Genomic DNA, 13,429 nt, shown 5'->3' with positions numbered 1-13,429 from the left:
AGCGGGGGATTAGTATTACTTTTGTAGATCAATCTGATACAGCGCAAAACCTAGATTATCTTGGCCTTTGCTGATAAGCGGATACTGAGCATGTTCAGAAATGAATTTGCTCGCTTTTTCACTCGGTGAAGTTTCAAAGCGAATATCCAGCGGGGTTTTGCTGTGAATCGGCGCAAGTCGCCAGTTGTTATCGACCTGTGGAGTGACTGCACCATGTTTTTTGGTCTCGGTGCGAATATAGTCGGCAAGTACGGCACGGTTTTCATCAGGTGAAGCAAACGCAATATACTTATCGCCGGTTCCTGCAAACTTGCCGCCGTAGGCGCGGTAGTTGTTGGTCGCGATGAGGAATTGGGCCTTAGGATCAATCGGTTTGCCGTTGAATGTGAGTCCCTTAATACGTTCGGATTTAGGATTTATCAGCACACATTCGCCGTCATAGCGCGCAGGCTGGCTAACATCAACCTGATAATTGACGCCGTCAATGATGTCGAAATTGTAGGTACGGAATCCATCCCAGTTAATCAATTCCTGAGGCTTGCTGCTGTTTACATCAATTTGGTTGTACTGCCCAACAGAGCATTCGAGCCACTCTTTCACATCGGCTCCGCTGACTTTGACGACCACCAACGTATTTGGATACAGGTAAAGATCGGCGGCGTTGCGGAAGGTGAGCTGGCCTTTTTCGACTTCTACATAGCTGGCCGGATCGTTTTTACGCCCGCCAACCTTAAACGGTGCTGCGGCAGACAGCACGGGAATATCGGCCAGATCCGGATCGCCTTGAATATAGTGTTCAACGTAGGCGCGCTGGGCGTTATTCACGATCTGTACCGTTGGATCGTCTTGGATCAGCGCCAGATAGCTGTACATGTTACCGTTGGATTTGCCGATAGGCTGGCTGACGAAATCGCGGGTGCCTTTATGATCGTCTTTCAGCACCTTAACTAAAGTTTCGTCTTCTGCCGCCAATGATTTTTTATTGGTAAGATCGTAAATAGGACGCGCCTGTGCGGTAGCTTCTTCGACCTTCCAACTGCCTTGATCGTTGTTAATTACCAGATCGACCAGACCTAAATGATCTCCCCATTGTCCAGGCATCACGGCAGGGATACCGTTCAACGTGCCTTTATCAATATTTACACCTTTGATATCGGCAAAATCTTTGCTCGGGAAAACCGCGTGTGAATGACCGAACATAATGGCGTTGATATCGGGCACTTGGCTCAGATAGTAAACCGAGTTTTCAGCCATCACCTGATAAGGAAGGCTGGATAGGCCAGAGTGTGGGATAGCGACAATCAGATCGGCGCCTTCTTTTTTCATCTGCGGTACATATCGACGGGCCGTTTCAGTGATGTCATTTACCTTCACTTTGCCTGCCAGATTGGACTTATCCCACGTCATGATTTGTGGTGGAACAAAGCCAATGTAACCGATGCGCAGCGTATGCATTTTTCCATCGCGGTCTTTGACCTGCTTTTCGGCGATCAGGTACGGCTTCCAAATCGGTTCACCGGTTTTGGCATCGACCACGTTGGCATTGATGTAGGGAAATTTCGCGCCAGCCTGCGCTTTCTTCAGATAATCCAATCCATAGTTAAACTCATGGTTACCGATGTTGCCTACCGTGTAATCCAGCGTGTTCATCGCTTTATAAACGGGATGTATTTCGCCGTCTTTCAATCCCTTGGCTGCCATGTAATCGCCCAATGGGCTGCCTTGGATGAGATCGCCGTTATCGACTAAAACGCTGTTGGTGGCTTCATGGCGAGCATCGTTGATGAGGCTTGCGGTACGCACTAGGCCAAACTTTTCAGTGGGCTTATCTTTGTAATAGTCGAAATCCATCATATTGCTGTGCAGGTCGCTGGTTTCGAGTATGCGTAAATCCACGGTCGCAGCCTGCGCAGAACTGGCAATAAGCAGGGCCAACAGAGAGTAAGAAAGGGGGCGAGCGGACATGGTGATCTCCATGAGTGTATTTATGACAAGCATCGCAATTAAACGTGTAACTACGATGAAGGTATTTCCAGAAGTGTGAACTCTGCCAGATACAGGGGAGGGTGTCCGTGGGGGAGTTCACAGATGGGGGAGTGGTGGTTCAACCGTCACCGAGTATTTGCGATCCTTCATGTTCGCCCGGTGAAGGGTTTCGTCCGCCCGTGAGCATCTGCGTTTCTATGAAACTGCTGGCGTAGGCGTCCGAGTGTGGAGGCTCAAACGCTGCCTTACGGCTAGAATATTTTATGTTAGAACGGTGAAAGATTTCGTCCGCCCGAGAGCATCTGCGTTTCCATGAAACTGCTGGCGTAGGCGTCCGACGAGAGGTTGCCAGCGCGCAACCTCTCGACTCTCGCGCTTTTTACCGAGCCGTTTGCCCGACCGGTCTCGGAGCGTACATCCTGTACGCCCTCAACCTGCCACCAGCATCCCTGCTGGCGGCTCTAAAATGCATTCTTTCAACATAAAAAAGACAAAAGGCAAAAGACATTTTTGTCTTCTTATCTTTTTATTTTATTTCTCTATTTTACTTTTAATTGTTTAGGTCTTGGTTGGGAGAGCCGGCGGTACAGGGATGTACCGGCGGAGTTTGGGGCGCCCGGGATGGGCGATACCAAACCGTAGCGGAGATGGCGTCTCGGATAAAGGCGCGCGGGTGTTGGGTGCGCGCGCTGGCGCACCCGACTCGGACGCCTTCACTTAGTTTGTATGTGAATACCGTTGCTGAAAGGCGGTCGAAACTTTACTCCGCGATTACATAAAGAGTAAGGCGGTCGAAACCTTACTCTGCGATCACATAAATAATTGTTGAATAGAACCTTATTCGTATAGCCACCAAAAGATGGCTATTCAACACAAAAAAAACTAGTCTTCTAAACGACATCATTGTTTAAAGAGGTAGGTATGTTAGAACAAATTTCCCGACTGGCGCGTGAAGCCGGAGAGGCAATAATGGTCGTCTATCAAGACGATAAACCTCTTAACGTAGAGCATAAATCTGACGACTCGCCGGTCACCGCAGCAGATCTGGCGGCGCATCTCGTGATCCGCGATGGCTTGGCGAAACTGACGCCTGAGATCCCTTTGTTGTCTGAAGAAGATCCGCCATCGTGGGCGATCCGCCAACATTGGCAACGCTATTGGCTGGTGGATCCGTTAGATGGCACCAAGGAGTTTATTAGCCGTAACGGTGAGTTCACGGTCAATATCGCCCTGATCGAAAACGGCGTCCCTGTGATGGGCGTGGTTTATGCGCCGGTTAACGATGCTTTGTATTGTGCGGAGCGCGGTAAAGCTTGGAAAGAAGAGCATGGCGTGCGCGAGCAAATCCACGTCAGCAATGCTAATCCACCGCTGGTAGTTGTAAGCCGTTCCCATGCCGATGACGAGTTGAGAGATTATTTGGCTCAGTTGGGTGAGCATCAAACTGTTGCCGTAGGTTCTTCGCTGAAATTCTGTTTAGTGGCAGAAGGGAAAGCTCAACTTTACCCACGCTTCGGGCCAACTAACGTTTGGGATACGGCGGCGGGGCATGCGGTTGCGCTTGCCGCGGGTGCGCAGATCCACGATTGGCAGGGGAAAACGCTGGATTATACCCCGGCAGAGTCTTTCCTGAATCCGGGGTTCCGTGTTTCTCTCTTTTAGGCTTTTAAGAACCTAACAGCTGATGCAGCAGGCCCATAACCTGCTGTACTTCCTGTGGCGTCAGCGCGCCATCTTTCGCAAATTTTACGTTGCCTTGTTTATCCAGAACGACAATCGCCGATCCTTTTGGCTGTAAGTCCCATGCTTTTTTCGCAGCACCTTTATCGTCAACGATAAATTGCGACCACGGAAACTCCTTCTTGCTGCTTTCAATACTGCTGCGAACGAATGGCCCTGTACCAATAATCGCGTCATCAGTATTCACGATGGTGGTAGTTTGATATTTGTCGTGCGGTAAACCGGCTTTCTTGATGGCTTCAATTAATGGATCGTTCATGTCTTTGGCAGAAGTACGCCCAGCGATATGCTGAATGACTCGTACTTTTCCACCCAACTGGGCACTGTTCCAGTTTTTGTAGCTAAACTCATTATTCTGATAGTTCAGCTCTCCACGGTCGCTGATACCCACGGGCGCGACGCGCTGGTCTTGCTGAAAATTATGTGCCGAAACTGACATCGATAGCAGCAGCAACGGAAGTAGGTAGTGTTTTTGTAGTTTCATGCAGGCTCCCTAAATAAACAGTCAGAACGATCGTGTCAAAAGCATAGATTGTGATCGGAGGTCTGTCCTGTTTTGAAGTGTGATCGAAAGTTTTATTCTGTAAGGCTAAAACCCCATTTTTTGCGCGATTATTTCATGTTGGGTATGACTTTTTGCATACCATTCTGTCAGCTGAGGTAAATATAGTGAAAAATAGCGCTTAATGGGAACCCAAAGTTGTGAATAGGGTCTATATTTATAGTCCATTACGCGGATAGGGTGAGTGCAGCCGTTTTGGCTGAGTGAATTTTTATACCCTGCCGCATGTCATTACCGGGAGGTAAACACAACAATGAAAATCTTCCAACGCTACAATCCGCTTCTTGTCGCCAAGTATGTAAAAACCCTGTTTCGTGGACGGTTATATATCAAGGATGTCGGCGCTTTCGAGTTCGACATGGGGAAGGTTCTTCCTCCGAAAGTGCGAGACAAACGCCACCTCAGCGCCATGTCTGAGATTAATCGTCAAGTCACACGACTGCAGGCTGAAATGGCATAGGCAGATTGGGAAGAGCTCCCTGCTGTGTTGCTACTAAGCTAGAGCGAATAGGCTAGAGCAGATAGGCTAGAAAGTAGGAAAATGATAACGGCCCTTGCGGGCCGTTTGTGTTTCTATCATGCAGTTTGAAGCGCTGAGCTTAGGTATTGGCTTCTTTCGCTTTTTCTAAATCACCAGCCGCATCGGGAATGATCGGCGCTGGGCGCTCGGCCAAGCGAGTCACTAGCAGCTGATCGATTTTGTAGCTGTCGATATCAACAACTTCAAACTTATAACCCGCGTATTTGACGTAGTCGGTGCGTTTTGGAATTTTACGCAGCATATACATCATGAAGCCGCCGATGGTTTCATAGTTGCTGTTCTGCGGAAACTCTTCAATATCTAGCACGCGCATCACATCATCAATTGGCGTAACGCCTTCAACCAGCCACGAGTTTTCATCGCGAGCAATGATCTGTTCTTCTTGGCCTTGACCAACCAGATCGCCCATCAGCGTGGTCATTACATCGTTAAGCGTGATGATACCTACCACCAACGCATATTCGTTCAGAATAATAGCGAAGTCTTCACCAGCGGTTTTAAAACTCTCTAACCCTTCAGACAACGTCAGCGTGTCGGGAATGATTAACACGTTGCGAATTTGCACGCCGCTGCTGAGCACGAGGCTTTGATTGCCCAATACTCGGTTCAGCAAATCTTTGGAGTCAACGTAGCCCACCACGTGATCGATTGCCCCATCACAAACTAAAAACTTCGAGTGCGGATGAGTAGAGACTTTTTCTTTGATGCTTTCTTCGCTTTCGCTCAAATCGAAGTAGATGATGCTTTCACGCGGCGTCATAGAAGAAGGAACCGTGCGAGATTCCAACTCAAATACGTTCTCGATGATCTCGTGCTCTTGCTTACGCAGTACGCCAGCGAGTGCACCGGCTTCAACGACGGCGTAGATATCATCAGAAGTAATATCGTCTTTACGTACCATTGGCAGCTTAAATAAGCGGAAGATCATGTTGGCAAGGCCATTAAAGAACCATACCAAAGGTCTGAATACCAACAGGCAGAAGCGCATCGGGTTGACGATCCGAACGGCGACCGTTTCAGGGGCGATCATACCGATGCGTTTCGGTGTGAGGTCGGCAAACAAAATAAAGCAGCTGGTAACCAACACGAATGAGCAAATAAAGCTGACCTGCTCAGAGATTTCTGGTGCCATAAAGCGGTCAAACAGAATCCGGAAGGTTGGAGAAAATGCGGCGTCACCGACGATACCACCGAGGATAGCGACGGCATTTAGCCCAATTTGTACCACGGTAAAGAAGTAGCCGGGCTGTTCTTGGAGCGCAATGACACGAGAAGCGTTGATATCGCCTTCATCAGCCATTGTTTTCAATTTCATTTTGCGAGAGGCGGCCAGTGAAATTTCCGAGATGGAAAAAAAGGCGCTTATCGCGATCAATATCAGGATCAGTAAAATACTGTTTAACATAATTTATCCGCTTCGACCGGAGTGCTCCGGGGAATAGTGAAGGGCAGTGATTAATGGGAGTTTAACAAAAAAACGGCTAGTTTTTGCGCACTATGCCGCGTACTAACTACTATTAACGAGGCCACATTTCTGTGACCCGCGTCTAGTATAGCAGCAGCCATGAGAAACCAGCTAGAGATTAAAAGGTGCTCACTTCTTCATAAGCCATTGCTATTAGCCAATTTTAATCGTGAAGCGGGCTCTCGACAATATTAAAGCTGTGGCGGCAGACATACCCCAATGCCACCCAGACCACAGTAGCCATGCGGATTTTTATACAGATATTGTTGGTGCTCATCTTCTGCATAGTAGAACGGTTTGGCCGCGTTAATTTCGGTCGTGATTTCGCGTGAGTCGTTGGCTTCCTTCATCGCTTTCTGAAAGCGAGCTTCGCTAGTCAGTGCTTCAGCCTGCTGCTGTGGCGTAAGCACATAGATAGCAGAACGGTATTGGCTGCCAATGTCATTTCCCTGACGATCGCCCTGTGCGGGATCGTGGTTTTCCCAAAACAGCTCAAGTAATTTTGCGTAGCTGATAATTTTTGGATCAAACACGATGCGCACGGCTTCCGCGTGCCCGGTTTGGCCAGAACACACTTCGCGGTAGGTTGGATTGGGGGTGAACCCGCCGCTATATCCTGCCGCCGTACTGTAAATTCCCGGCTGTTGCCAGAACAGACGTTCTACGCCCCAGAAGCACCCCATAGCGAAAATGGCGGTTTCCATTCCTTCAGGAACCTCGGTCATAGAATTTCCGTTCACCGCATGTGTTTTAGCGATCGGCATAGGGGTATTGCGGCCAGGAAGAGCGTGCTCTGCCGTAAGTGGTTGAATATTATGATTTGCGTTAGCCACAGGAGGCTCCTGTCTTAGATTTATGTATCACTTAGCTACTATATACATAACTTTAGTGATTACTTTATTTAGATCAATTCGGTCATTAGTTGTATCTCATACTTACTTTGCGCACAATATGCCTAATTATTGCAACCATGTTACTAATGGCATTGCAAACTGGTGCTCATGCACATTTTTGAATTCCGTCGGATAGCAGTTCCCCCTGACAGACGGAATGTTTTACAGGTAGGGTAAACTTCAGGAGTTCGCGTGCCACGATTTCGTCTCTTTGGCTTTATATGCCTCTTTTTGGCATCCCCATTGGCCAATGCAGCGCAAGTTCGCTTAAAAGTTGAAGGTTTAAGCGGGTCGCTCGAACAGAACGTACGAGCCAGTCTTTCCACCATCGAAAATGATGAAGTCAGCAATGATGGCCGTTTTCGCGCCCGAGTTGATGAATCCATTCGACGGGGGCTGAAAGCGCTCGGCTATTATCAGCCAACCATCGAATTTGATTATCAGGATAAGAAACCGCCTGAGAGACCTTTGCTGATTGCGAAAGTGAAGGCCGGTGAACCCGTGCTGATTGCTGGCGTGGACGTGAAAATTTTAGGGCAGGCTAAAGACGACTCTGCTTATAAAGATCTGCTGAAAACCGGTGAGCCTAAAATTGGCACCGTGCTTAATCACGGTACGTACGATAGTTTCAAGAATTCCCTGACCTCTATTGCGGTGCGTAGAGGCTACTTCGACGCCACGATGCCGGTGCATCAGCTTGGCGTTATCGAGGATGAGCGCAAAGCATTTTGGGATATCGATTTCGATAGCGGCAAACGCTATCGCTTTGGCGACGTGACGTTTGAAGGTTCGCAGATCCGAGAAGAGTATTTGCAGCACTTGGTGCCTTTCAAACAGGGGGAATATTACACCTCTGAGCAGTTGGCTGAATTCAGCCGCCGTTTGTCAGCCACTAACTGGTTCAACTCGGTGGTGGTATCGCCTGATTTTAAACAGGCAACCGCCGATAAAGAGCTGCCGTTAGACGCCGTCGTTTCTCCTAAAGTGCGTAATACCGTTGAGCTCGGCGGCGGCTATGCCACCGACGTGGGGCCGCGCGTGCAGGCTACGTGGAAGCGTCCTTGGGTTAACTCGTATGGGCATAGTTTCGAAACCTCGCTCAACCTTTCGGCACCAGAACAAACCGCAGATTTCAGCTATAAAATTCCTCTGCTAAAGAACCCGATTGAGCAATATTACCTATTGCAGGGCGGTTTCAAGCGTACCGATCTCAATGATACCGAAGAAGATACCACCACGCTGAACGTGGCGAGATATTGGGATCTGTCGAGTGGCTGGCAGCGTTCAGTTAACCTGCGTTGGAGTCTTAACCACTTTACGCAGGGCGAAGTGTCGAACGACACCATGCTGTTGTATCCGGGGATTATGCTGAACCGCACCCGCTCTCGCGGCGGGCTCATGCCGGTATGGGGCGACAGCCAGCGTTATTCATTTGATGTATCCGATACCACCTGGGGCTCTGATGTTGACTTCGCCGTTGTGCAGGCTCAGCAAGTGTGGATCCGGACGTTAGCCGAAAAACACCGCTTTGTGGTTCGCGGTAACGTGGGATGGATTGAAACCAATAACTTCGAAAAAGTGCCGCCAAACCTGCGTTTCTTCGCCGGTGGTGACCGCAGTATTCGCGGATATAAATACAAATCTATTTCACCGGAAGATAGCTCAGGCAAGTTAACCGGTGCTTCCAAACTCGCTACGGGTTCATTGGAATATCAATATAACGTCACTGGAAAGTGGTGGGGTGCCACCTTTGTTGACTCTGGTGAAGCGGTGAACGATATCAAACGCAGTAATTTTTATACCGGCGCCGGTGTTGGCGTGCGCTGGGAATCACCGGTTGGGCCAATCAAGCTCGATTTTGCGGTACCGGTTGGTGATAAAGATAACCATGATTTGCAGTTTTACATCGGATTGGGGCCTGAACTATGAGACGTGTAATCAAATTCAGCCTGATCTTTTTGCTGGTGCTCGTATTGCTGGTGGTTGGCCTGATTGGCACCGTGATCAGTACGCCGGGGCTTCATTTTGTTATCAACAGCGCGGCGCGTTGGGTGCCTGGGCTTGATATCGCGGGCGTCACCGGCGGGTGGCGTAATCTAACGTTAACCGGCGTTTCCTACCAAATGCCCGGCGTGAAAGTAAAAGCCGGTGAGTTTCATCTGGCGGTTGATATCGGCTGCTTGAAAAGAAGCGAGCTGTGCCTAAATGCCCTAACGGCCAATCAGATTGACGTTGCGATTAACACGCAAGAGTTGGCGCCTTCTGAGCCTGCACCAGAAACCACCAGTGAACCGTTGACCGAACTGAAAGCGCCTTATCCCGTGGCCATCCGTTTGCTGCGTATCAATAACGTTCACGTCACGGTCGATGACACCGCTATTTCTTTGGAAGAATTTCGCACCGGCGCTGAATGGCGAGATCGCGGTTTAACGTTGTTGCCAACCAACATTAAGTCTCTGTTGGTGGCATTGCCGAAAACGCCTGCAACGCCGGTTCAAGATCAGGTAGTTGCGGTGGCTGTTAAAGATAAGCCAGTGACTCAGGCGGCCATGGATGCCGCCGCCGACAGCGCCAAGCAGGCCGCTTCCGATGCCGCGGAGCATGTGGTGAAGCAGGTTGCCAAGCCTGAGCAGGCAAAGGCCAAAGCTCAGAAAGATGCACAGTCTGAGGCGGAAAAAACAGCGATTGAGAAGCCATTAGGCGAAGTGTTGGCAGAGCTGTTTGCTAAACCATTGCTGCCTGATTTGCCAGAACTGCGTTTGCCGTTGGATCTGACCGTTAAGCGGATTTCTGGTGAGCAATTACGTATCACCGGCGATAGCGATATCGTGGTGAATTCGTTGCTGGTGAGGGCGGTGACTAAAGATAGCGCGCTGCGTTTGCATACGCTGGAGGTTCGTTCGCCGCAGGGTAACGTATCCATGCATGGTCAGGCGACGTTGAGTGATCGGTGGCCGATGGATTTCCGTCTAAACGCAGATTTGAACGTCGATCCGGTTAAAGGCGAAAAACTCAAGCTGGGTATCAAAGGCGATCTGCGTGATGTATTAACGCTGGATGCTAATTTATCTGGTCCGTTAAAAGCCACGTTAGCGGCAGAAACGCAGTTAGCCACGGCGGGCTTACCGTTGGCGGTGACGCTGGAAAGCCCTGGCGTACAGTGGCCTTTAGCGGGGACACCTGAGTATCAGGCTAAAAATATTCGTCTGCGCTTAAACGGCAGCGGTAAAGCTTACGCGCTGTCATTGCGAACCGATGTTAGCGGTAATGAAATTCCGGCGGCTAAAATTACCCTTGATGGTAAAGGGACGGATCAGCAATTTAATTTAACTCGTCTGCGTGTCGCTGCTTTGCAGGGGAATACCGATCTTTCAGCCTTAGTAGACTGGAGCAAAGCGATTAGCTGGAAGAGTAAGCTCACGCTTGATGGTATCAATACGGCGAAACAGTGGCCTGAATGGCCGGCTAAACTGAACGGCAATATTGAGACGCAGGGCAGTTTATACGGTGGAAATTGGCAGCTACGCGTTCCGGTGCTTCAGCTTGATGGTAACGTGAAGCAAAATCAGGTCGATGTTCGTGGAAATCTGACCGGAAATCAGGCTGGTCAGTGGAAAATTCCACAGATGCACATTGGCCTAGGCCGCAACAAAATTGATATCACCGGCGAGCTGTCTGATAAGTGGGCGCTGGATGCCGTTATTGATGCGCCTCGCCTTGATGGCAATTTGCCGGGGTTAGCGGGTACGGCGAAAGGCACGTTGAAACTGCGTGGCGATCTTAAGGCGCCGCAGGTATTGGCCGATCTCACGGCGTCTGGTTTGCAGTGGCAGACGTTAACCATCAATCGAGTGAAGCTGGACGGCGATATTCGTTCTGGCGAGCAGATTGAAGGCAATCTGAATGCGCGCGTTGAGCAACTGAAACAGGATGATTTCCTGATAAGCCTGTTAACGCTAGATGCTAAAGGCAGTGAGAAACAACACCAGCTGCAGCTGAAAATCAATGGCGCTCCGCTTTCTGGTCAGTTGGCGCTGAAGGGCAGTTTTGATCGCACTACTGAGCGTTGGCAGGGAACCTTAAACGATACGCGCTTTGATACTCCGGTTGGCGAATGGCGCTTAACCCGACCAATTGCGCTCGATTATCTTAACCAGCAGCAAAAAATCAGCGTTGGCCCGCATTGCTGGTTAAACCCGAACGCTGAGGTTTGTGTTCCTAAAACGATTGAAGCAGGTGCGAGCGGTAATGCTAGCGTGGTATTAAACCGTTTCGATTTAGCCATGATTAAACCGTTCTTAGGGCCAGATACCGCATTGAATGGGGTATTCACCGGGCGCGCGGACGTAAGCTGGAAGGAAGGTCAGGCGTTGCCAGAGGCGAAAGTTTCGCTTATTGGTAAAGGGGTTAAGGTGCAACAGGCCGTTCAAGGGAACCAACTGCCTATTGCTTTTGACACGCTGAACCTGAACGCAGCGCTTAATCACGGTCGTGCTCAGCTGGATTGGCTGATAAAAATTGCGGGTAATGGTCAGCTCGAGGGAAACGTTCAGATTGCCGATCCTCAAGGACGCAGAAATCTGTCGGGTAACGTGAATATCAAAAGCATCTCGCTGGCGATGTTGAACCCTGCGCTGATGTCTGGAGAAAAAGCGCAAGGGATGCTGAACGCCGCTTTACGCTTAGGTGGTAACGCCCAGCAGCCGCAGATTTTCGGACGTATGGCGCTGGATAAAGTCGATATCGATGGGCAGTTTATGCCGTTTGATATCACGGAAGGCAATCTGGCGGTTAACTTTGCGGGGATGAGTTCGGCGCTGCAAGGGGTGATCAAAACCTCGCGTGGGCAACTTAATCTGACGGGTAATGCGGATTGGCGTGTGATTGATGCATGGCGTGCGCAGATTGCAGTGAAAGGAGATCGCGTTCGCGTAACTGTTCCGCCGATGGTGCGTTTGGATGTGTCACCGGATATTGTGTTTGAAGCGACGCCGAAGATGTTTGCTTTAAACGGCTCGGTGGGTATTCCTTGGGCGCGAATTACGGTACAAGAGCTGCCAGAAAGCGCGGTGTCGGTATCGTCGGATGAGGTAATGCTGAACAACCAGCGCCAGCCGATAACGCCACCATCGGCGTCGATTCCGATTAACAGCAATTTGAATATTCATATTGGCCCTAATGTTCGTTTGGATGCTTTCGGTCTGAAAGCGAAATTGCAGGGCGATCTGAAGATGGTTCAAGACGAACATGGTCTGGGCCTGAATGGTCAGGTGAATATTCCTGAAGGTCGTTTTGCCGCGTATGGGCAAGATTTGTTGATCCGCAAAGGTGAACTGATCTTCTCTGGGCCACCAGAGCAGCCATTGCTGAATATCGAGGCAATTCGTAATCCTGACGCCACGGAAGATGACGTAACTGCAGGGGTACGTGTAACAGGACTTGCTGATCAGCCGAAACTAGAAGTATTCTCAGATCCTGCCATGTCACAGCAGATGGCGCTGTCTTATTTGCTGCGTGGGCAAGGATTAGAAAGTTCGGGAACGGACAGTAATGCCATGACATCAATGCTGATCGGCATGGGTGTGGCGCAAAGTGGTAAGCTGGTGGGTAAAATCGGCGAAACCTTTGGCGTGAGTAATTTATCTCTGGACGCTCAGGGCGTTGGAGACAGCTCACAGGTTGTTGTGAGTGGTTATGTACTACCAGGATTACAGGTAAAATATGGTGTTGGGATATTTGATTCGTTGGCGACGCTAACGTTACGCTATCGTCTAATGCCAAAATTATATCTGGAAGCGGTGTCTGGACTCGATCAGGCACTCGATTTGCTCTATCAGTTTGAGTTTGAGTGATGCGAATTATTGTATATGGAAGTCTACGTCGTAAGCAGGGCAATAGTCATTGGATGACTAACGCCATGTTGCTGGGTGAATGTGAGCTCGAAGGGTATGAGATGTACGATCTCGGCCATTTTCCGGCGGTAGTTCCGGGCGATGGAAAGGTGTTTTGCGAAGTCTATCGCATTAACTCTTCCATTTTAGCCGAGCTGGATGAGCTGAAAAGCAACAGCAAGGATTATCGTAGAGAGCTGATTCAAACGCCATTTGGCAGTGCGTGGATATATATCTATCTGTACTCGGTAGACAGTTTGCCACGTATCAAATGCGGCGACTGGTTGAAGCGCGATCAGGAATGTAGCGAATAACACGCTGCTTGTCTGACAGTAAAACATAAAAAAACAC

Annotated in this window: 9 protein-coding genes; 5 read left to right on the top strand and 4 right to left on the bottom strand. The window is 49.6% G+C overall.

Going from position 1 to position 13,429, the window contains the following annotated elements; all coding sequences use genetic code 11:
* Window positions 1-15 precede the first annotated feature (15 nt).
* Entirely contained in the window at window positions 16-1,965 is a 1,950-nt protein-coding gene (locus tag RSC70_RS11475) for a bifunctional 2',3'-cyclic-nucleotide 2'-phosphodiesterase/3'-nucleotidase (protein ID WP_332542470.1), read from the bottom strand.
* Between the two features lie 942 nt (window positions 1,966-2,907).
* Here RSC70_RS11475 and cysQ point away from each other — a divergent pair.
* Window positions 2,908-3,648 carry a 3'(2'),5'-bisphosphate nucleotidase CysQ gene (cysQ, locus tag RSC70_RS11470; RefSeq protein ID WP_282807414.1) on the top strand — a complete coding sequence of 247 codons (741 nt, stop codon included), beginning with the start codon at window positions 2,908-2,910 and terminating at the stop codon, window positions 3,646-3,648.
* A gap of 4 nt (window positions 3,649-3,652) precedes the next feature.
* Here cysQ and RSC70_RS11465 read toward each other — a convergent pair whose 3' ends face one another.
* Window positions 3,653-4,210 (bottom strand): YtfJ family protein, encoded by a 558-nt coding sequence (locus RSC70_RS11465; protein ID WP_130985468.1) that lies wholly within the window; start codon window positions 4,208-4,210, stop codon window positions 3,653-3,655.
* 331 nt (window positions 4,211-4,541) lie between these two features.
* Between RSC70_RS11465 and RSC70_RS11460 the strand changes: the two genes are divergently transcribed.
* Window positions 4,542-4,748, top strand: a complete 207-nt coding sequence (locus RSC70_RS11460) for a DUF1107 domain-containing protein (RefSeq protein ID WP_004093669.1) — start codon at window positions 4,542-4,544, stop codon at window positions 4,746-4,748.
* A 139-nt stretch (window positions 4,749-4,887) separates the two neighbouring features.
* On the opposite strand, the gene RSC70_RS11455 is transcribed toward RSC70_RS11460, so the two are convergent.
* Both RSC70_RS11455 and msrA read right to left on the bottom strand, forming a co-directional pair.
* A complete protein-coding gene (locus RSC70_RS11455; protein ID WP_040046305.1) occupies window positions 4,888-6,234 on the bottom strand; it encodes a hemolysin family protein in 1,347 nt (448 codons plus the stop codon).
* A 251-nt stretch (window positions 6,235-6,485) separates the two neighbouring features.
* Window positions 6,486-7,106, bottom strand: a complete 621-nt coding sequence (gene msrA, locus RSC70_RS11450; protein ID WP_038502637.1) for a peptide-methionine (S)-S-oxide reductase MsrA — start codon at window positions 7,104-7,106, stop codon at window positions 6,486-6,488.
* A 273-nt stretch (window positions 7,107-7,379) separates the two neighbouring features.
* On the opposite strand from msrA, the gene tamA reads away from it, so the two are divergent.
* Genes tamA through RSC70_RS11435 form a run of 3 tightly spaced genes read left to right on the top strand, consistent with a single transcriptional unit; the run spans window position 7,380 to window position 13,392 of the window.
* Entirely contained in the window at window positions 7,380-9,116 is a 1,737-nt protein-coding gene (tamA, locus tag RSC70_RS11445; RefSeq protein WP_025798806.1) for an autotransporter assembly complex protein TamA, read from the top strand.
* Window positions 9,113-13,039 (top strand): autotransporter assembly complex protein TamB, encoded by a 3,927-nt coding sequence (gene tamB, locus RSC70_RS11440; RefSeq protein ID WP_332542469.1) that lies wholly within the window; start codon window positions 9,113-9,115, stop codon window positions 13,037-13,039. Before tamA ends, tamB begins: the two co-directional genes overlap by 4 nt.
* Window positions 13,039-13,392: a gamma-glutamylcyclotransferase family protein gene (locus tag RSC70_RS11435; protein WP_040046303.1), complete on the top strand. Its 354-nt coding sequence runs from the start codon at window positions 13,039-13,041 to the stop codon at window positions 13,390-13,392. Before tamB ends, RSC70_RS11435 begins: the two co-directional genes overlap by 1 nt.
* The last annotated feature ends 37 nt before the right edge of the window (window positions 13,393-13,429 follow it).

The organism is Hafnia sp., from assembly GCF_036648275.1.
GTDB lineage: Bacteria > Pseudomonadota > Gammaproteobacteria > Enterobacterales > Enterobacteriaceae > Hafnia > Hafnia alvei.
This window is presented reverse-complemented; position numbering and strand designations above follow the sequence as displayed.